The sequence below is a fragment of the Caballeronia sp. LjRoot34 genome, assembly GCF_964253815.1.
Classification (GTDB): Bacteria; Pseudomonadota; Gammaproteobacteria; order Burkholderiales; family Burkholderiaceae; genus Caballeronia.
Genome location: NZ_CAXUSB020000001.1, coordinates 2,936,441 through 2,957,112, shown reverse-complemented (window position 1 = coordinate 2,957,112; position 20,672 = coordinate 2,936,441). Strand labels below are relative to the sequence as shown.

Below are 20,672 nucleotides of genomic sequence, written 5' to 3'. Positions count from 1 at the left end.
CCGCCACCTCATCACGCCTGCGCGCTCGTGCGCCGGCGGAGGCGGCGCTCGTCCCACGTTTCCTGAGACCCGCTGAATCATGACGTCTTATCGCTGGCTGCCAGCATTGGCACTTACTCTCCCATGCGTCGCGTGGGCGCAATCCAGCGTCACGCTGTACGGCATTATCGATGCCGCGCTGACCTATCAGACGCACGCGAATTCCGCAGGGAACAGTGTTGTCGGTCTTCAACAAGGCAATGAGGGTTTCATCTCCGGCAGCCGGTTCGGCCTGCGAGGCAGCGAGGATCTGGGCGGTGGGGCCAAAGCGGGCTTCACGCTTGAAAACGGCTTTCTGGCCAACAGCGGCCGTCTCGACCAGCAAGGCCAGTTGTTCGGCCGCCAGGCGTTTGTGACGATAGGCAACCAGTACGGGGACCTGGCGTTGGGGCGTCAATATACGACGGCGAACACGATGTTGTATTACGTCGATCCGCTCGGCGTTGGCGCCGCGCCGTCGAACTCGTGGATGGTGTTTCTCACCGGCCAGCGATACGACAAGTCGGTCAGTTACACCGGCAGCTTCGGACCCGTCATGGCGATTGCACAATACGCGCTTGGCGGTACGCCCGGCAGCACTCAGTCGATGTCCTCCACCTCGCTTGGCCTGAAATATTCGAGCGGCGCGATCACGTTGATCGGCGATGCGCAAACCACTCACGACAGCGCCGTCCGCGCGGCGCGTATTTATATCGCGGGCGTGAAGGCGTCCGTGGGTCCGGCCAAGCTGTTCGCGAACTACATCTACAGTCGTCGCGATGCCGGTTTCGATTCCTCGAAGGGGGGCACCGATACCGCCTCGATCACCAGCATGACGACGGCTGCCACGCCGCTGAATTCCGCTGCGATCGGCTCGGTTTTCTCCTCGACTCGCCGCGACGATTTCTTTACCGTCGGCGCCAGTTACCTCGCGACGCCCGCATTTACGCTCACCGCCAGCGCGATGCTCGACCGCACGCGTGCGGACGGGTTCAACGGCACCCGCGCGACCACCTATGGCGTAGCCGATTACGCCTTCAGCAAACGCACCGATGTGTACGTCGCCCTCGCGTACGACTGGGTACATGGCGACTGGTCAGGTCTCTTTGGCAATAGCACGACCAGTTACACGGGGGGGAGCGACAAGCCGCTGAACGGCCGCAACAACCAGACCACGGCAATGTTGGGACTGCGGCACGCGTTTTGATTTTTAATTTTCTCTTTTCATGTTCGCTTGGCACTGCAGAGCGAAACTTTATTGTTGTTGTTTTTTGCATCAGGGAGCATTCCAGCATGTCATTGCAGACCACGCTTGTTGCGTATGAAGCGCTCGATAGCGCAACCGTCAATGGGCCGAGCATCGTCAAGATGTTTGCGCCATTTTCCGAGTTTAATGTCACCGTGGAGGTGATGACCGTCAATGATGAACCGCCGGAAGACATCACTAAAACCGTGGATTTCGTGTCGATCCTGATTCCGGGGACGGATGGCAAATCCATCGGCGGGACTTCCAGGACGTTGGGCGTGATCGGCCGTAACGGCGCTATTGGCGCCAGGCCGGTGCGGATCGGCATGGTGTCGGACGCGGATGGTCCGATCGGTGCGATCGCGACAGCGCTCAAGCTCGCGCAAATGAAACGCGCGGGCGACGACCTTCCCGGCGACGTGATTATCACCACGCATATTGCAACCGATGTATCGATGAGCTTCAACGATGGCGTCGCCTTCATGGGCATGCCGGTGTCGTCGGAGACAATGAATGTCTACGAGGTGTCGAGCGCGATGGACGCGATCCTTTCAATCGATGCGTCCAAGGGAAACAGCATCATCAAGCAGCGCGGCTTCGCCCTCACGCCGACGGCCATGCAAGGCTACATCCTGCGGATGTCGCCGGATCTGGTCAAGGTCATGGAATCCACGACGGGTAGGGCGGCTGTCACGCTGCCGATCAGCCAGCAGGACATCACGCCTTACGACAACGGGCTTTATCACTTCAACAGCATCATGCAACCGCATATTGCGACTGAAGCGCCGGTTGTCGGGGTTGCGGTGACCGCGCAGTCGGTGGTGGGCGGTAGCGACTCAAGCGCCAATCATGAAACCGATATAGCGGAGGTCGTGCGCTTTTGTGTTGAAGTGGCCAAGCGGTTCACGGTTGCATCGACGGATAACCCGTGCGAGTTCTACAACGTGGCGGAGTGGTCAACGATTCGTGGGATGTACCCGGATTTGTCGGTGTTTCAGACATCGGGGAACCCGATCGCGCGCTGATGAAAGGGTCTCGACGTGCCTCGACACATTCGAGGCGCGGCAAAGTTTTCCGCCGTCCACGAAAGAAAATGCCCTCAAGCAATTGCTTAAGGGCATTTTCAACAAGATGGTTTGTCCTGAAATGAGTGGGCGCTCCCTGAGGGGGATTGCACTAAAAGGTTAAATTGTTGTGCGCCATGACCGCCCGAGAGTTGCGCGAGATAGCGATCGTCGGAGCATACTTTCAGACATCGATTATTCAGCCATACTTTGTATGTTGTATGGCGTTTCAGCAGGTCGATAACGATGCGCCGGAGCAAAAGCGTTCTGTGCGGCGTTGGCTACGCGTGTGATCACCGCGTGCACAAGCACATATCTGCCGCTCCGTGCGTCGATCATCGCGGTCAGTTGTTTTTCGCGCCGTTTGACGAGTAGCAGTGCCAAGCTTCATGTGCGAGTAGCCGCAAATACGTTCGTGCGGGAGCACTTCGGATTTTCTTAGCATAATCCAGCGGCCGCCACACCTGCGGCTCATAGCTGTCCACCGTTTGTGGTTGCATCTTTCGTTCGAGCGAGTTGCAGAAGGGATAGATGATCCGTGCCACGCACTACGAAGCTAATCCAAGCATTACGATGCGCGATACTTCATACACATGCGCTAAACTTGCCGCCTCGATAAGGTTCGCTCCGTGACAAGAAATAAAATGAAGATTTGCTTTGCTGTCGCGTCCATCGAATTTGACGTGGCGACACCATTGGTTCAACCTTTAGGGGGAACCGAATCATGCGTTTGCTACTTGGCGCAGGCGCTTGCAATGCGTGGACACTCTGTCCATCTGCTTAGCCACAACAAGAATCCAGGTGTGCGTGCAGGGTGTGTTTGCTTGAATATATTGGATCATCTAAGCAGCGCATTTTTCGCGGCGCAACAGTTCGATGCGGTCATCCTGGTCAACTTACTCGAGCACGTCCCGATCCTTCGCACGAGTATCCTGCCGCCCGAGACCGCGATGTTGTTGTGGTGCCATCATGACTCGGATCAGGCGATTGTGTCCGCTCTAGCCGACGCTGCTGTACGACAGCAGCTGAACGCGACGGTCTTCGTCTCAAACTATCAACGCCAACGCGCCCAGCAAACCTTCGGCATGGTCGGTCGTGAGTCGACGGTAATTCACAATGGCTTGACGCCGGCATTCTCAAACCTGTTCGAGTCGCCCGCGTCGTTACTCGCTGCGAAACGCGACAATGATATAGCCGTTTACACCAGTACGCCATTCAGAGGACTCGATATCCTATTTGAAATCATGTCGAATGCGCCTCCGGGTGTCCTCCTGAGGTCTTTCGCCGGAATGTCGGTCTATCAGGCAAGCGATGCGCCGTACGCGCCGTTGTTCGCGCGCGGCGCACAACTTGATAACGTCGACCTTGTTGGTCCGGTTTCCCAGCCACGTCTTGCGCAGGAAATGAAAAACTCTTCTCTTTTTATCTATCCAAACTCTTTCGCCGAGACCTTTTGCATTGCGGCTATTGAAGGCCTTGCTTGCGGACTGGATTTGATCGTGACGGATCGGGGCGCGCTTCCTGAAGTTTGCGGTGACTTTGCAACTTATGTTCCGGCGGAAGTGATGGACAAGGATTTGCCTTTGGCAATTCAGCTGTTCCGCGAAGCGCTGGCCGTGCAGACTGCAAGAAAGCGCGCGGATGTTGATCAATGGGCCGAAGCGAAGTTCAAGCAGGCGATGTCCGTGAGCGCACAGTACTCATGGGAAGGGCGAGCGACCGAATGGGAAACGCTGCTGCGCGGCTTCTCTGGCCAGCATCGTCCGCGACTTGCGTAACGTCGCAAACGGCTGATTCCGAGGAGCGTCCGCCGCAATCCTTTTCCGTCCAGGCTCAACGCGCTGTGTTTTCTAATGGTCTTGTGCCTGTGTCGCGGGCCGATCGATCCGGGTAGCGAATGCGCGTCAAAGTTTGGCAGGAATTGGATGGCATCCCTGCGAAGTAGGTCACACAAAGAAAAAGGCCCTCAAGCATTTGCCTGAGGGCCTTTTTCAACGCGACGCAAACTCAACCGCGAAATCCTGGTGGGTGGTACAGGGATTGAACCTGTGACCCCTGCCGTGTGAAGGCGGGGTGATGAATCTAAGCATATCCAGCCACGTCTTTAAGGCATTGAATTCATTGAATTTAAGGGGTGGTCACATCTAGCTAAATCCAGCATAATCTTTCCGTATCGTTTCCGTACGGAATTCTATGTCACTTGCCCTTGAAAAAACATCAGTTCGAAATGCCCTTGCTGCTAGGCGCGAGCCGTATTGGCAGCGGCTTGAAACCGGGATCTTTGTCGGCTTCCGAAAGCTCGATTCTGGTGCCGGCACTTGGATAGCCCGACGTCGCAATGATGAAGGCAAGCAGGAATACCGGGCGCTCGGCACGTTCGCCACGTATGACGAAGCCGTAAGGGCAGCACGGGCGTGGTTGACTGCTCTCGATGCCGGTGTGTCATCGAAGGGCATGACGGTCAAGGAATGCTGCGAGCACTACGCCAAACACCTTCGAGTTCATAAGGGCGCCGCGAGCGCCACCGACGCGGAAGGGCGCTTTCGCCGGCTGGTCGACGACGCGAAGATCGGGAAAATCGATCTCGCCAAGCTGCGCACGTCAGATCTCAAATCGTGGATCGGCGCGCAGCTCGACATCGACGAGGAAGAAGACGATGAAGACGATCTGCGCCGGGCGAAGGATTCGGCAAACCGAAACCTTGCGTCATTAAAAGCCGCGTTGAACCTTGCGCTGAACGACCGGCTCGTCGCGCACGATGCAGGGTGGAAGACTGTCAAGCCGTTCAAGGGCGTTGGCCGTCGTCGCCAAGGATTTATTCCGCTCGACCAGCGGGCCGCGCTGCTCGGCAAGTGTCCTGCGGACCTCGCGCTGCTCGTGAAGGCGCTGTTGCTCACTGGCGCCCGTCCGGGCGAACTCGCCAAGGCGACGGTGGCGCACTTTGACAAAGCGCAGAGCACGCTCGCGCTGGCGGGCAAGACCGGGTTCCGCGTCGTCACGCTGTCGACCGCCGCCGCCGTGTTCTTCACCGAGCAAGCAAAGGGCAAGCTACCGGCGGCGCCGATTTTTGCCACCAACTACGGCGCAGTGTGGCAAAAGGACAACTGGAAAAAACTGTTTCGCCAAGCCGTCACGGATGCCGAATTGCCCGATGACATTGTGATGTACAGCCTGAGGCACACAGCAATAAGCGAAATGATCGCAAGTGGCATGGACTCGTCCATCGTCGCTAAGCTGGCCGGCACAAGTACCCATATGATTGACTTGCACTACCTACATTTGAAGCACGACGCGACCCGTGCCCGACTCGACGCCGTACAGATGGTCTAGCCATTTCCAAAACCAGTACAAGAAGCCCGCCTAGCGCGGTAATGCCGTTCAGTTAGTGCGACGTGAAAGTCGCGTAGAGGATTGTTCCATCTGGTTTCGGCCAGAAGAGGAACCGGTTGTTCCGTCAATCGTAACCTACCGGTGCATGCTGAGTTGGTAACGACTTGGTGTGAAGCCACCGGAACAACGTAACCCGTTCTCTGAACGGCACTTCGCTCGCGAGAGCGTGGTGCTTTCTGCCAGCGTCGAGGCGGATGGGGTGCTAGGTTGGGCAACATGGTTAGCACATGCGAATTGCTGATAAACGCCGTTACGGCAAACAAGCCAAAGGCGCTGGCAGGCTTGGGCCAAAAGGCATGCAGTCGGATGCTCCGTTTAACTGTCGGGGCACACGGACAATGCGACTGCCGGCGAATAGGCAGAACCTAAACTGCTCGTGTCTTCTACGCGGAACACGGTAAGCCCATTTGTCTGCCCACGCCAGCAGTTCGGCTATGGCAGGTGACCCGCAAGGGAAGCTGTTGGGCAAGTGGGTATGAGAACGCGGAAAAAGCGAATGGCGGCCTGTAATGGGTCGCATAGGGGTTCAAGATTTGCCCTGACCCGAAAGGGTGCAGACTTCCGTGTGGTGCAGTTGTCGCAGGTTCATGTTTGAGATTCATCGAGGGGAAGCTTGTGAGTGACCGTTGCAGACGGTTCAGCGCTCCTCGCCTCAGCGATGAGGCGAATCAACAATATGAGTGCCTGCGAAGGGCTCGCGCATTGCGGCGGGACCGGCGTCAGTACGACGCTTAATACTGTGCGCGAGCGGAGTGCGGCGAAAGTCGCACGCTCCGTTCTTCGGGGGCCCTGCGTCCGGGAGGGCGCGGGGCTACCCTCTAGGTCCTTCTTAAGGTATCGAACGGTGTAACGTTTAGGTCGGGATTTGACGACTCGCTCGCATGCGCGACCGGGTCGTTTTTCATTGGGTAGCGACTTGAGGCGTTCACGCAAACGCTGAAGGCACGCTGGCAATTTTGCATAGGCCGGAGTAACAGCGGCCCACATCATTTCGTGCTGGATCGTATGAAAGGCTCGCACGAAGCTGATATCAGTCGGCTCGAGTTTGGCTTCCGATGCAGCGCTGGCGATCTCACGGCGAATCAGGTTGTAGGCGATCAACGCGCCCCATATTTCCTGATACACCCCTTCGACCGTGCGGCTGCGCAAGGTCAACTCCGAACCCAGCATCGATTGCTTGATCTCCCGGAAACTGGTTTCGATCTGCCAGCGGCGCTCGTAGCAGGCCACGATATCAGCGGGTTTGAAGCGCCGGCGATCGCCCAGCGAAGTCAGCAGCACGCGTTCACGCCCGCGTGCGTCGATGGTGCGGATCGCCCGCGCATTCCAGAATTCGGGCAAAGCCGGGCACTTCTTGCGCGCCTGCTGCGAGACGCGCATGCGCACCGTTGCATCGTCAGCGGTACCCGCGATCACTTCCCAGCAGGTATTGGATTTGGCTGGAATCAGGAAGTGGCGATTGCGTGCGCCCATCGTCAGGCCACACAGAATCTCAGCGGCCAGAAAGCCTTTGTCGAACACGGTCAGCGAGTCTTCCGGTATCTGCGGCAGCAGGCTTTTGGCGTACACCATTTCGTTGGTGTCGTAGCGACCGAAATTGATATCGGCGACCAGATGCGTCGGAATCGCGGTGAGCGTCACTGCGCGCACTTGCGGATAACTGGCCACCTTGCCACTGGCGTAACCCTGTGCGCCGAAGTGCTCACGGTTAGCGGGGCTGTCGGGCGTGCGCAGCGTAGTACCGTCCATCGCCCACAGACTCAACCCCTTGAATGCATGGTGAGCCGCGTCTTGCGTCGTCCAGGCACGTGCTGTCTGCTCAAACAGCCAAGCCAACGGTGCTTCGCCGACGCGCTGACGCGCCTGCGCCGCCGCGCTCTTGCTGACAAACGGCGCGGCCTCGTTGGGCAACGCTAGATCAAGGCTGTCCAGCACCTCGCTGACTGACCAGTGCCGGTACATCGCCAGCGCGATTACCAGCCACACCACTTGTTCCGCGGGCAGGCGGCGGCGCCGGATGCTCGCCGTGCCCGTTGCCTGGACCGCCCGTTCGATCCATTCATAAGGCAGATGCTCAGCCAGCCGGCTCAGGTCGGCTACCGGCTCTTGCGCTTCGATCAGATAGGTAAGGTGGGCTGAGAGCATCGCGCTGAAAAGTTAACATCTCGACGCGTTGTTTACAACCTCTTCCTGCTTCAAAAACAAAATGCCGCTCAGCTCTTAACTGAACGGCATTACGCCTAGCGCGGGCTTTTTCTTGTACGGCCGGGGCGTTCACATACCGGGCGCAGCCTCCTTTAGATTGTGCTGGTCGGGGGTGTTCGCTTACCGACGACAACAGATCGTAGATTGATCTCACTCCGAGATTGCCGGGGCATCTTCACAAAGGGGAGTCCGCCAAATGGACCGCATCTTAAAAATCAAAGAAGTTACCGACGTCACCGGCGCATGCCGCGCTTCGATCTACTCGTGGGCGGCTGATGGGCGCTTTCCCGCGCCGGTCAAAATCGGCCCGAAGGCGTCGGGCTGGCGCATGTCAGAAGTGCAGGCATGGATCGCGAACCTGCAACCTGAACGGCGCGCAGCAGCATGACAAATCACGACAAGAAAGACCGGACGGGCCTGGGCAAACTGGCCGCTGCGATCGATGGTTTGAATGAAGACACGGCATCGGTTGAGCGCATCCAGAAGGCCAACGCGCCCAACCCGGTTTCTTGGTACGCGCCTGGCGAGAAGCCAATCTGGAAACGAATCGGCGTGAAGACGATCGCCGCAGCGCCCGACACCATCGCCTTGTTCTTGGGCGAAGCCGACGACGAACCGGATAGCGTGGAACCCGTCATCGCATATTTGATCGAGACGCGCGAAGACCAGCACGGCGCAATCGAAGCTTACGTGCACGTCGTCGGGATCTCGGGTGACATCGACGACTTCGATGCGATCTCGGTTGCAGGCGCAATCGTGCGCGGCATGCGATGCGAGAACGGCCGCATGCAAACCGCCGACGAGTTTAAGGCTGCACGAAAGCTCGCTCGGAAATAAAAAAGCGCACCCGAAGGCGCGCTAAAGAAGACCAGGCAAAAGAAAACCCAATTGAATCATCTAATTAGGCATCCTTATGGTACGTGAAGAAATAGATTTAATCAAGCCGCCGGTTGTTGACGGCTTCGACGAGTTGACGGTGCTCACGCACTCGACGAACCTGCTTGCAAAGAAGTGGCTCGCGGACGGCAGCATGCAGGCTTACGACAATCCGATGCAGTTCACGCGGCACACGGTGCGCGTCGACGGCATTGAAAAGCTTGCCGCGCTGCTGACTAAGCAGGCGACCGACTCGAAGTCGTGCGTCATCCGCGGGCAATACCTCGGCGACGCCGTGGCGCTTGAGCGCAACCCGGAAGACTTCAAGCCCGGCAAGGCGCTGCGCCGTAAGACTTGCTTCGCCGATCAACCGCTGCACGCGATCATGGTCGACGTCGACAAGTACGAACCGTTCGAAGCGGACCCCGTTACCGAGCCGGTAGAAGCAATCGAGGAATACATTCAGACCAGTTTGCCGGCGGCGTTCGCCGGCGCAAGCTACTACTGGCAATTATCGAGCAGCGCCGGCCATGTGAAGAACCGCGGCGTGCTAAAAGCCCACGTTTGGTTTTGGCTTAATGTGCCGGTCACGTCCGCCGCGCTGAAAGCCTGGTTCGCGGCTTCGCGGTTCACGGTCGACAAGTCGCTGTTCGATGAGATCCAGATCCACTACACCGCCGATCCCGTATTCGAAGCAGGCGTCGCCGACCCCGTGCCCGTGCGTCACGGCTTCGTGCGAAAGTCCGGCGCGTCGGTATCGATGGACATCGCCGACGTGCCAGTCGCCGAAAAGCCAATGACAGTCGAAGTCGCCGAGCGCGCGCTCGCTAGCGATCCGACTGTGCAGGCGCTACAGGACGCAGGCCTGCTGAAGAACGGCGAGACGCAAAAAGGCGGCTTGTACATCACTTGCCCATTCGAAGCCAAGCACACCAGCGCCGGCAGCGATTCGTCGACAGTTTATTTTCCGGCCCACACGAACCACTTCGTGCAGGGGCATTTCGACTGCAAGCACGACCATTGCGCCGGGCGCGCAGACATTGAGTTTCGCGATGCGATCGGGATGCCTCGCGACGGCCACGACGATTTTCAGATAGAGCACGAGCCGGACACCGAAGGCGTGGCTCTCAATTCATTCCAGCTCGCCTCATTGCGTGCGCGCGAGCCGGTGGCGCCGGATCTGATTAAGGGCGTTATCCCTGACGCCGAGTTCGGGATCATTTACGGCAAGTCGGGCAGCGGCAAGTCGTTCGCGGCGATCGATCTCGGCTATCACATGGCGCGTGGCGAGCCGTGGCGCGGCCGGCGTGTGAAACAACGCAATGTGTTCTACGTTGCCGCCGAAGGTGCTGGCGGCGTTCGTCGACGGACACAAGCCTATTCCGAGTACCACGGCGTCGGCGCTGCCGTGCCGTTCTACACGCGCGAGCGTGGCGTCAACCTGTTCGAAAAGAACGGATGGGTGAAAGCTGCGACGGACGTTATCGCACTGACGGGGGAAACACGTGGCGTGATTTTCATCGATACGCTTTCCCGCTCGATACCAGGTGTCGACGAGAACAGTGCGAAAGATATGTCGATGGTCATCCAGAACTGCCAGATGTTAGGGCGGGCGACGGGGTGCATGGTCGTGGTGATCGCGCACGCGGGTAAGAACGACGACCAAGGCGTGCGGGGATCGTCAGCGCTGCGCGCGGCCGCTGATTTCGAGATTGCGGTTTCGCGGCACCTTGAAACGCAGTGGCGTTGTTTAAAGCTCACAAAGTCGAAAGACGATATCGACGGCACCGAGTTCGGCTTCGTATTGGAGCAGGTTGAAGTCGGCGAAGACACAGACGGTGAACCGGTGTTTTCGGCGGTCGCCGTGCCTTCGGAAGAGAAGCCGATTGTTGTAAAAACGCCACGATCCAAAGACGCGGCGCACGCGCTCGACGCCGTGATCGAGATGGCCGACTTTACAGAAGGCGGCTGGGTCGACATCGAGCAAGTGATCGATCGGGTGCTTGAGTTACACCCGAACGCGTCGAAAAATGCGAGATACCACATCCGCCGCTGGATCAATGGCGACAAGAAACTTGAAAATTTTGACATATTCGATGGAAAAGTACGTCACCAGATTCCCCAATCTTCCCCAGGTGACAGTTGGGGAAATGGGGAATAGCCGCTGATCTTCCCCAATTTCCCCACATGCCTTAAGGCATGGGGAAATGGGGAAAGCGGATTAAGCGATTCAGGAATGAACTTGCAGAAAATTGCAGGCCGAGGATCTAAATAGGAGTCCTAGCGAACGCGGTTGTTTTTGCGCAACTTTGATTCCTGATTACAGGAACGGCTTAATTGCCATCACTAACACGCTTGCCTCATGCGCACGTGACACATGTGCGAGGAAACGACACCATGCTCGACATTCGATTCGACGGAATTGGAGTTCCGCCCGACACGGGCTTTCTAATCCTGTGGCTGCTTTTCGATAAGCCTGGGTGTCCAGTGCCCGTGTCGCGAATCTTGGGCGTCTCGCGGACGGCGGCGATCATGAGGGTGCACCGCGCGGCGGATGCCCTGGGTCAGTACAGCCCGAAACACGCGGCGGCGCTGCGCAACCACGTGCACTTCGAGGGCGGCATCGCGACTTACACGCCGGCGCATCGATGTCGATGAGCCTTTCATTTTTGTTGCGCTCGTTCGAAATGTGACTGGCGCGACACGCGCAATTCGCATTGGCACACTCGAAGCATCAACCATCGGGAGTGCGCAATGCGCCGAGCAACAGTTTTACGATCCAAGATCCACGAGATCGAAGCCGATCTTCAAAAGGCCCGCAACGCGCGGACCGAAGCCCTGCAAGCCGTCAGTCTCAACCCGACGAACGACGAGGCGCATGCCAAACTTACCGCCGCCCTTGAGGCACCCAAGGGGCTACAAGCCCATCTCGAAGCGCTCACGGATGCGTTGGACAGTGCGGAGCGGCAAGACCACGAAGACGAACTCGCCAGCATGCGCGCGGGGTGGCTCGCAGCTCGTGACCGCGCCGTCGCGTTGTCGGCCGCGCGCACGAAATCCGCGAAGGCGGTGGAAGCCGCGGTCGGCGCATTGGCCGTCGCTCTGACCGATCTTGAAAAAGACAATGACGCCGTGCTGCTCGCGATCTACGAAGCGACGCAAGGCGCCGCACCGAAGCGTGGCGGCGCTCACGACGAAATGGTATTCGGGCAGCGCGTCGGGGTTATTACTGGCGCCGTTACGTCGCCACTGCGCGGCGCATTCGTCGTCGCCCTGAACGATGCCGGCATCGGAAAAACCGGGCTGAACTTGCACGGCATGCTCGAATACGTTGGCTCCCTGGCACTTGCCAAGCGCGAGACGCTCGCCGCAGCCGTGAAGGCTTCAACGAACACGATCACATACGCGCTCGACGAGCTGCACAAGTGGGTTGGCATCACCGCGCCTGATCCCATCGTCGAATTCGCACCGCCGATCCCGCCGCCAATGGAAGTTGAAGCCCCCGATGGCTCGATCCATACCTATGACGTCTCCGAGACCACGTGGGCCGCGCAGCAATGAGCGACGAAATCCAAAGCAGCAGCCCCGACCTGAACGCGATCGCCGACCGCCTGTACGGCACGCCAGCCACCGCTACCCCCGCACCGGTCGAAGTGAAGTCCGAACCCGCATCTGAACCGGTCGAAGCGAAACCCGCAGACCCGCGCGCATTGCGCCGGCAAGCCGAAGACTTGGAACGGGCAGCACGTGCGCAGCAAGCAACCAGCGACACGGATAAGGCGCTCGCGGACAAGTATCCGAACCTGCCGCCCGAAGTCGCAAAGCTGCGCGATACGCCCGAGCGCCGCCTGTTCAGCGCACAAGGCTCGTTCGCCAGCGTGCAGCTCGAAGCAGCGATGAAAGACGTGGCGCTCGATTCGGCTGTCAAAACCGCAGTAGCAGCCGAGTACCGGGAAAATTTCGCAGATTTCGGCGCCAGCCCCCAGGACGCGCGCGAACTGGTCGACGCTGCCAGCCGATTCGGCGCCGAGCCGATGACGGCAGACCGCGATATTGCGAACACGAATTCGGCCATCCAGATTTTGAATGAGCACTACGGCACGGACGCCGAAGCAGCGCTGGCGACCGCACAGGAAATGATCGCGAGAGATCCGCGTATCGCTCGCATGCTCGATGCGACCCGCCTCGGCAACGATCCGCAGACCGTGCTCAAGATCGTTCAACTTGCACGCAGCGCGAAGACGCGCGGCGAATTCTAGGCCCACGACATGATCACAGGGGAAACATCATGAGCGGAATCACAGCAGCCACTCTTGCAGCGTACGCCGGCGCGGCCGTCGCAGCCGGTTCGGCCATCGCGTCTCACGTCCAGGCGAATCAGCAAGCTGCGGCGCAACGCGGCGCAACTGCTGACGCCGCACAGAAAGCGGGCACCGCGCAAGCCGCGACGCCCGCCGACACTTCGGCGCTGAACCCTGGCGGCACGCCCGCTGCGGCTGGTGTCAACAGCGGTCCTGCGTCCACGTTGCTGACTGGCGCGGGCGGTGTACCGAACTCCAAGCTAAACCTGGGCGGCGGCTTGCTCGGCAGCAATACTTTGCTCGGAAGTTAGCCGAACGCGCAGCCGAACAAACATCAAACACCGCCGCGGACTCTAAAGCTACCGAAGGAAAGAAAATGATCTTAGACCAGCAATCCATGTTTTGCGACAACCAGGCCGTGACCGTTACCGCGGTTTCGCAGAATGTGCTCGACATGTTCCCGATCATCACGCCGAACTCGAAGGCGCAACAAGGCGCCGGGCAAGACGCCACCTTGTTCGTGCGCGCTGCATCGGCATTCACCGGCGCAGGCGCATCGCTGGTTATCACGTTAGAGTCGGGCGACAACGCCGATCTCACCGGCAACAACACAGTGCATTACACCACCGCAGCGATCCCCGTCGCGAGTCTCGTAGCAGGGGCGCGACTGATCGCCACTCGCCTGCCGTTCGGTTATTTCAGGCGGTACATCGGCCTTCGCTTCACCGTTGCCGGTGGGCCGTTCACTGCGGGCACCGTGTCGGGCTTTTTGCTTGAAGATTTGCAGACGGTCAACGGCACGACGGACTACGCCAGTAATTTCTCGGCTCTCTGATGGCGCGCTTTCTACCCGGTCAGAGCGGCAACCCCGGCGGCAAGCCGCTGTCAGCCAAGCGCTTGCGCGAGGTGCTTGAACTCGACATCGACCTCTACGCCGCCAAGCTGAAAGAGCTTGCGCTTGCCGGTGAGCCGACGGCGCTCAAGCTGGTGATCGAACGCCTGTGCCCGGCACCGAAGCCCGGCCGCGATGCCGTACAGATCCCGACGCTGTATCACGCCGAGACGTTCACGGATAAGGCGAACGCGCTGCTCGACGCGGTTGCTCGCGGCGATCTTTCGCCCGAAGACGGCGCAACGCTTCTTACGTCGCTGTCGGGAGCAGTCCGCACGACCGAACTCGATGACCTGATCCGGCGCCTTGACGCGCTCGAAGGGCCGAAGAAACCAACGGTCGACGGAGCCGACCTCCTATGAACATCGTCCAACGCCTTGAAGCGCTCGAAGCGTGTCGTGACGCGCGTACGCCTGTCGAGGAAATGACGGCGACAGAACGCGCTGAAGCCGTCCATTTCATGTTTTGGAGCGGACTCGATTACGACCGGTCATACGATAGTCCGATAGTACCTGCCGACTCGCGCGGTTACTGGCCGTACACGACCGAAAAGCACGACGGCATGTACCTGCTGCGTTACGACGCGCTCGAACCACTTTTGCACGCAACTGGCGCCGAGATAGTGACTTGCGCTTTGGAATGGGCCAACAGCGTTCGTCCGCTCGAAGGCGGGCAAGTTGATTTTTACTACCAACACGGCGATGACGTGCCGCTGGTGCGCTTCTGGTTCGAACCCGCAACTGGCCACGATTTACTTTAAGGAATACGCATGTCTAACGGATCACTTCAAATTGGCTTCGGCCAAGGGCACCCGGATTTCGATCCGAACTCGCCAGGTCCATTTACGCACTATTTCGACGGCCCTATGTCAGACGGCATTCCGTCGTCAGAAGTCGCGACGGGCATTAAACCGCCGGCCGGAACGGTAGCCACCGGAACCGTCCAGCAGACGCAGCCTACCGTCAGCCCGGCCGCAGCCTATCTCGCCAGCAGTGCAGGCGCCGCGCAAGGCAACGTCGCGCTTGCGATCGGTGCGGATCCCGACTACGAAGCTGAAATGCAGCAGCTCGCGAAGCAGACCGGCGTGCCGCTGCAAAGCGTGAAAGCGTTTCCGGACCAAGTGCGCCAGCAAGCGCAAGTTCAAAGCACCGACTGGCAAGCGCTCGCGAAGCAATTCCCGTCGACCGCAGCGTTTTACCAGTCGCAGGCGAATGCCAGCATCGCGCACGACGACGTGCACAACCTTGCGAACGTCGAGCAGGCCGCGGCCGCGCTCGGACCGGCAGGTAACACCGTTCCATTAGCGCCGGGCACCACAGGTTATTTCGAACCCGACAACTCGGTATTGCCATTGCGTGCGCGCATGGCGGATTGGGCGCGTAACCTGATTGGACCTGACGCGAGCAGTTTGCTCGGACTCGATCAGACTGGTAACGCACAAGGCGCAGGCGCAGCGCAAGCATCGGCGCAGGTCTTCGCGAACGAGACTGGTACGCCGCTCGATGATCAACGGCAAGCTGTCGGCGGAATGAACCCGGCGCCGGTTGCGTATGCGCGCGGCTTCTTTCATTCGTACCTGGCCGGTGCGACGCCCGACGCGACGCCGACCGGCAACACGGCAGGCGACATCGCCGCGGGCGCCGGCAACCTGACGGGGTTCATGCTCGGCGCGCCGCTCAAGCTTGCCGAGATGGGTGTCGAAAAGCTCGGTGGCTCTTTGCTTGAGCACGCCGCGGGTGAATCATTCGCGAAGGCCGCAGTGAAAGACGTGGCCGGCCAGGCGGCAACGCTCGGTACCGCGAGCGCGCTTACCGCAACCGGTGATTCCCTGAACCAAACCAATGCTGCCGATGCGTTTTCATCTATCGGACGGGCAGGCGCAAGCGGCGCAGCAATGGGCGGCGTATTCGGCGTCGCCGGCCGCGTGCTTCCTGACAACACCCTATTGCAAACGACTGCCCGCGTGCTTGGTGTCAATGCGGCGATGGACGCGCTCAACGGGACGAACCCGTTCGACAGCCGGCCGACAGCACAGAAGGCTTTCGACTACGCACTGAACACGATGTTTTCATTGCAGGGCCAAGGCCGCGCGGGTGGAGGGTGGATGGCGGACGCCGCTAAGGCAGACATCGCCACGACCGACGCCGCGAACCTGACGAACCTTGTCGGCACTGCTGCCACTTCGAAGTTGCGCACGCGCGACCCTGAAGCGTTCAGCGATTTTGTGAAGCAGGCGAGCGATGGCGGTCCGATCCAAAACGTGTACGTCGACGGCGCGGTGCTCGCGAATGCGCTGAATCAGTCGGGCATTTCGGGCGACGAACTCGCGCAAAAGCTGCCGGACGTCGCCGAGCAATTGCAAACCGCGATGCAAACCAACGGTCAGGTGAGCATCCCCGTCGAGGATTTCGCGACGCACTTCGCTGATCCGAAGTTGGCCGAAGCGCTGATCCCGCACTTGCGCACTGATCCGGAAGGCATGACGCAGACCGAAGCGCAAGAGTTTTACCAGTCGCACGCGGACCAGTTCAAGGCGCAGGCGCAAGACGTTTTCAATGAAGACGAAATGCAGACCGACCACCAGTTGAGCGCGCAGACGGTCGGCGACAACGTGCGCAATCAACTGGACACGGCTAACCGTTTCCCCACCGAGACGAATGACGCCTATTCGAAGCTGGTTCAGTCGTTCTACAGTACGACCGCCGGGCGCATTGGCATGTCGCCCGCAGAGATGTTCGCGAAATACCCGCTGCGGATCGCTGCCGAAGGTGTGCCAAGTGCGAACTCGCTTGACCAGGGCGACACGCCGCGCGGCAAGCTCTCGTTTCCCGACGATGTGTCGAGTGGCCCGAGCACGATCACGCTGCTTAAGGGCGCCGATCTCTCGACCTTCTTGCACGAAAGCGGGCATCACTTTCTGAACGTGCTCGATCACGTGTCGCAGAACGGCCCGGACCTGCTGAAAGCCGACATGCAGCACGTGACCGATTGGCTCGGCACCACGCCGGAAACGTGGCGCTCGATGACTTTGGAGCAGAAACGCCCAATGCACGAGCAGTTCGCGCGCGGGTTTGAATCGTATCTCCGCGAGGGTAAGTCGCCGTCGCTCGAAATGCAGGGCGTGTTTCAACGGTTCCGCGCCTGGCTGGTGAACGTCTATAAGTCGATCGGCGACCTGAAGGCGCAACTCTCGCCGGAAGTGCGGGGTGTGTTCGATCGGTTGCTCGCCACGAATGACGACATCACGTCGGCCGAGGCAGCGCGCGCATACATGCCGTTGTTCAAGTCACCGGACGAAGCGGGCATGACGCCGGACGACTACGCGAAATACCGGGCGCTCGGCAACGAAGCCACGCTCGACGCCGTGCAGAAGCTTGGCTCGCGCACCTTGCGTGACCTGAAATGGTTGGAGAACAAGAAAGCCGATGCGCTGCGCGACGTTACAAGCGACGTCGCGGCGAAGCGTGACGCGGCCGAAGTCGAGTCGAAAGCCGAAGTCGAGAAAGAGCCGGTTTATCAGGCAGATCAGTTCATCCGACACGGTACTTTGGTCGAAGCCGATCGCACCAACGCGCAACGCCGGGGGTTCGAAGACGCCAGCATGGGCTCGACGAAGTTGTCGTTGCGGGACCTGAAAGAGATGTACGGCGAAGGCGAGGCGGCAATATGGCGTTACCTGCCGACTGGCAAGCACGGGCTCGCCGCAACAGAAGGCATCCACCCAGACATGCTGGCCGAGATGTTCGGATTCGGCTCAGGCGACGAACTCGTGCGCAAGCTGCTGTCTGCCGAGCCGTTCGGCAAGGTTGTCGAAGCGGTGACAGACCAGCGCATGCTCGAAAAGCACGGCGACATCACGTCACCGCAGGCAATGAGCCGTGCCGCCGATGCCGCGATCCATAACGAAGCCCGCACGCGCTTCATTGCGACCGAGTTCCGTGCACTGAACAAAGCGACCGGACCGATCCGGGAGATCACCCGCGCTGCGAAAGACGCTGCCGAGCGCACGATCGCCGCGTCGCGTGTGAAGAACCTGCGCCCGGCGCAGTACACCGCGGCCGAAACACGCGCTGCGAAGGCCGCTGAAACGGCTCGAATGAAGGGCGACATTCCCGCAGCAGCGAAGGCGAAGCGCGACCAGTTGCTGAACAACCAGCTCGCGAAAGCGGCGACCGAGGCGGCTGACGAAGTGCAGCGAACGCTCGAATACCTGAAGCGCTTCGGAACCAAGACGACGCGCGCAGCGATCGGCGCCGACTATATGGAGCAGATCGATTCGCTGCTCGACCGTTACGACCTGCGCACTGGCATCACCGCGAAGGAACGGGCGCGCCGTCAGTCATTGCTTGATTGGGTCCAGGGGCAGGAGGCACAGGGCTTCGAACCCGCCATACCGACATCGCTGATGAACGACGCGTCGCGCGGCCACTATAAAGACATGACGCTCGAAGCGTTCCGCGGGCTCGCCGATTCGATCCGATCAATCGATCACCTTGGCCGGCTTAAGCAAACCTTGCTCGACAATCAGGACGCCCGCGAGTTTTCCGCTATCCGCGACGAGGCTGTCGCACAGATGTTGAAGCTGAAACAGCGCCCGGCTGACGATGCGCTGAACCCCGGCGAAGGGGGCAAAGGCGTCGACGCAATCCGCGCCATGAACGTGCGCTTTAAGAGCGCCGTGAAAAGCAGCGATGCGTCCCTGCTGAAAATGGAACAGGTCATGGACTGGCTTGACAACCACGATCCGCAAGGCGTGTTCAACCGCATTGTTTTCAAGCGCATTGCCGACGCGGAAGCGCGCGAAAACGACCTGCGCAAGACGATGACGGCGAAATTCAAGGAAGCATTCGACGCCGTGCCCGACGAGGTAACCAAAGACTTTTCGAACCGATACACCATCCCCGAACTGCTTGACGAAAAGACGGGCGAGCCGACGTCGATGCTCAAGAGCGAAATTATCGCCATGGCGCTGAACACCGGCAACGAATCGAACTATTCGAAGCTGCTCGAAGGTAAAGGGTGGAACGACCAGGGCGTGCAGCGTGTGCTCAATCGCTATATGAAAAAGGGCGATTGGGATCTCGTGCAACGGATCTGGACGACGATCGACACACTTTGGCCCGAGGTCAAGGGGCTTGAGGAACGCGTGTCGGGCGTCGCCCCGCCCAAGGTCGAGCCGCGCTCGGTGCGCACCCCACACGGCACATATGAAGGCGGCTATTACCCGGTTGTCTATGACCCGTTGCGCAGCTTCGGCGCCGACCGGAACAAGGGGCGCGAAACCGACATGTTCGCGTCAAACTATACGAAGGCGACCACCCGTCACGGCTATACGAACGAGCGGATCGATGAATACAAGGCGCCGCTCTACCTGAGCATGGAAGTGTTGCCCCGGCACGTCGGCCAGGTGATTCACGACATCGCGTACCGCGAAGCCATCATGGACGCGCACCGGTTCTTGTCCGATTCCAAGGTGCGCGAAGGCGTCGAGAATACACTCGGCCGCGAGTATTACCAGCAGTTCACGCCGTGGCTCAAGGCAATCGCGAACGACCGCAATGTCGATAACCGCGAAGTTGCATTTTGGGAAAACATGATCAAAACCGCGCGCACAAACGCGACGATGGTCGGGCTCGGCTACCGGCTCACGACCATCCTGAAGCACGGCGGCGCTGCCGCGCTGAACTCGGTCGGTGAGATCGGGCCGAAGTGGATGGCGTCCGGCGTCAACGCGTTCCGCCAGGACATGGCCGGCACGCGCGATTTTGTCTACGAGCGTTCCGGCGAGATGCGTCACCGCATGGAACAGGTCGACCGCGATGTGCGGGATCTGATCCGCAACGTCCAGATTGAAAGCCAGTCGGGGCCAGTCAGCGCCGCGACCAAGTTGCTCGATAACTCCCGGCGCTTTGGCTATTACGGCATTTCCATGATCGACATGGCTTCGGCAATGCCGACGTGGATGGGCGCCTATAACAAAGGGTTGCACGAGAACATGACCGAGCAGGACGCGATCTACTTCGCCGACAAGTCGGTGCGTAACGCCCACGGCGGCGGCGGGATTAAGGACCAAGCGGCGATCCAGCGCGGCAACGAGTTTCAGAAGGCGATCACGATGTTCTATTCCTTCTTCAACCACTTTTACAACCGGCAGCGGGACATCGGCCGGACCGTCGCAAGCGGCGTTGGCAATTTGGCACAAGGCGATTTCAAAGCGGCCGGCGGCGACTTTTCTCGCGTGCTCGCGAAGTCGTTCTGGTACTTCGCTGCTGTCGCCGCGTGGGATACCTTGATCAAGGGTACGCCTGAGCATGAGAGCTTTGCCGGGCACTATCTCAAGGAACTGGCCGGGCTTGGCGTTGCCGGCATCCCCCTGATTCGCGACATCGCGCCGACGCTGCTCCACGACCAACAGTTCTCTGCGACACCGCTCGCTCAGGCGGCGACGGCTATCTCTAACGTAGTGAAAGACGGCGCCCACGCTGCGACCGGCGGCAAGGTCACGCACCCTGTCGCCCACGCGGTGCAAGCAGCGGGTTATGCCTTTGGCTTGCCGGTGGGCCAGGCGACCACCACGGGCCGGTTCTTGTGGGATACGAGCACCGGGGCGCAGAACCCGAAGGACCTCGCCGGGTGGTTCCACGGTGTCGTATCTGGCAACGCAGCACCTCACTGAGCGC

Annotated in this window: 15 protein-coding genes and 1 pseudogene; 15 read left to right on the top strand and 1 reads right to left on the bottom strand. The window is 59.8% G+C overall.

Annotated elements, in window-relative coordinates:
• Window positions 1-79: 79 nt before the first annotated feature.
• The 4 genes from ACSQ36_RS13255 (at window position 80) to ACSQ36_RS13240 (ending at window position 5,658) form a co-directional block, all read left to right on the top strand.
• Window positions 80-1,225, top strand: a complete 1,146-nt coding sequence (locus ACSQ36_RS13255) for a porin (RefSeq protein ID WP_213766714.1) — start codon at window positions 80-82, stop codon at window positions 1,223-1,225.
• 86 nt (window positions 1,226-1,311) lie between these two features.
• Window positions 1,312-2,289 carry a DUF1177 domain-containing protein gene (locus ACSQ36_RS13250; protein WP_436182212.1) on the top strand — a complete coding sequence of 326 codons (978 nt, stop codon included), beginning with the start codon at window positions 1,312-1,314 and terminating at the stop codon, window positions 2,287-2,289.
• A gap of 683 nt (window positions 2,290-2,972) precedes the next feature.
• On the top strand, window positions 2,973-4,106 hold the full coding sequence (locus tag ACSQ36_RS13245) for a glycosyltransferase family 4 protein (RefSeq protein ID WP_436182211.1): 1,134 nt from the start codon (window positions 2,973-2,975) through the stop codon (window positions 4,104-4,106).
• A 415-nt stretch (window positions 4,107-4,521) separates the two neighbouring features.
• A complete protein-coding gene (locus tag ACSQ36_RS13240) occupies window positions 4,522-5,658 on the top strand; it encodes a tyrosine-type recombinase/integrase (RefSeq protein WP_436182210.1) in 1,137 nt (378 codons plus the stop codon).
• Between the two features lie 879 nt (window positions 5,659-6,537).
• On the opposite strand, the pseudogene ACSQ36_RS13235 reads toward ACSQ36_RS13240, so the two are convergent.
• Window positions 6,538-7,863, bottom strand: a pseudogene (locus ACSQ36_RS13235) (IS4 family transposase); the annotation flags it as partial.
• Window positions 7,864-8,119: 256 nt separating this feature from the next.
• On the opposite strand from ACSQ36_RS13235, the gene ACSQ36_RS13230 reads away from it, so the two are divergent.
• The 11 genes from ACSQ36_RS13230 to ACSQ36_RS13180 all read left to right on the top strand — a co-directional run bounded on the left by ACSQ36_RS13230 (window position 8,120) and on the right by ACSQ36_RS13180 (window position 20,668).
• A complete protein-coding gene (locus tag ACSQ36_RS13230; protein WP_436182209.1) occupies window positions 8,120-8,311 on the top strand; it encodes a helix-turn-helix transcriptional regulator in 192 nt (63 codons plus the stop codon).
• Window positions 8,308-8,760 (top strand): hypothetical protein, encoded by a 453-nt coding sequence (locus ACSQ36_RS13225; protein ID WP_436182208.1) that lies wholly within the window; start codon window positions 8,308-8,310, stop codon window positions 8,758-8,760. The genes ACSQ36_RS13230 and ACSQ36_RS13225 overlap by 4 nt, the downstream gene beginning before the upstream one ends.
• A gap of 76 nt (window positions 8,761-8,836) precedes the next feature.
• Entirely contained in the window at window positions 8,837-10,960 is a 2,124-nt protein-coding gene (locus ACSQ36_RS13220; protein WP_436182207.1) for an AAA family ATPase, read from the top strand.
• A gap of 236 nt (window positions 10,961-11,196) precedes the next feature.
• Complete coding sequence (locus tag ACSQ36_RS13215; protein WP_436182206.1) at window positions 11,197-11,457, top strand: hypothetical protein; 261 nt, start codon at window positions 11,197-11,199, stop codon at window positions 11,455-11,457.
• 96 nt (window positions 11,458-11,553) lie between these two features.
• A complete protein-coding gene (locus tag ACSQ36_RS13210; protein ID WP_436182205.1) occupies window positions 11,554-12,360 on the top strand; it encodes a hypothetical protein in 807 nt (268 codons plus the stop codon).
• Window positions 12,357-13,058 carry a hypothetical protein gene (locus ACSQ36_RS13205; protein WP_436182204.1) on the top strand — a complete coding sequence of 234 codons (702 nt, stop codon included), beginning with the start codon at window positions 12,357-12,359 and terminating at the stop codon, window positions 13,056-13,058. The genes ACSQ36_RS13210 and ACSQ36_RS13205 overlap by 4 nt, the downstream gene beginning before the upstream one ends.
• A 29-nt stretch (window positions 13,059-13,087) precedes the next feature.
• Window positions 13,088-13,411: a hypothetical protein gene (locus ACSQ36_RS13200; protein WP_436182203.1), complete on the top strand. Its 324-nt coding sequence runs from the start codon at window positions 13,088-13,090 to the stop codon at window positions 13,409-13,411.
• 65 nt (window positions 13,412-13,476) lie between these two features.
• On the top strand, window positions 13,477-13,935 hold the full coding sequence (locus ACSQ36_RS13195; RefSeq protein ID WP_436182202.1) for a Bbp16 family capsid cement protein: 459 nt from the start codon (window positions 13,477-13,479) through the stop codon (window positions 13,933-13,935).
• On the top strand, window positions 13,935-14,354 hold the full coding sequence (locus tag ACSQ36_RS13190; protein ID WP_436182201.1) for a DUF5681 domain-containing protein: 420 nt from the start codon (window positions 13,935-13,937) through the stop codon (window positions 14,352-14,354). Before ACSQ36_RS13195 ends, ACSQ36_RS13190 begins: the two co-directional genes overlap by 1 nt.
• Window positions 14,351-14,752 carry a hypothetical protein gene (locus tag ACSQ36_RS13185; protein ID WP_436182200.1) on the top strand — a complete coding sequence of 134 codons (402 nt, stop codon included), beginning with the start codon at window positions 14,351-14,353 and terminating at the stop codon, window positions 14,750-14,752. Before ACSQ36_RS13190 ends, ACSQ36_RS13185 begins: the two co-directional genes overlap by 4 nt.
• 9 nt (window positions 14,753-14,761) lie before the next feature.
• On the top strand, window positions 14,762-20,668 hold the full coding sequence (locus tag ACSQ36_RS13180; protein ID WP_436182199.1) for a hypothetical protein: 5,907 nt from the start codon (window positions 14,762-14,764) through the stop codon (window positions 20,666-20,668).
• The last annotated feature ends 4 nt before the right edge of the window (window positions 20,669-20,672 follow it).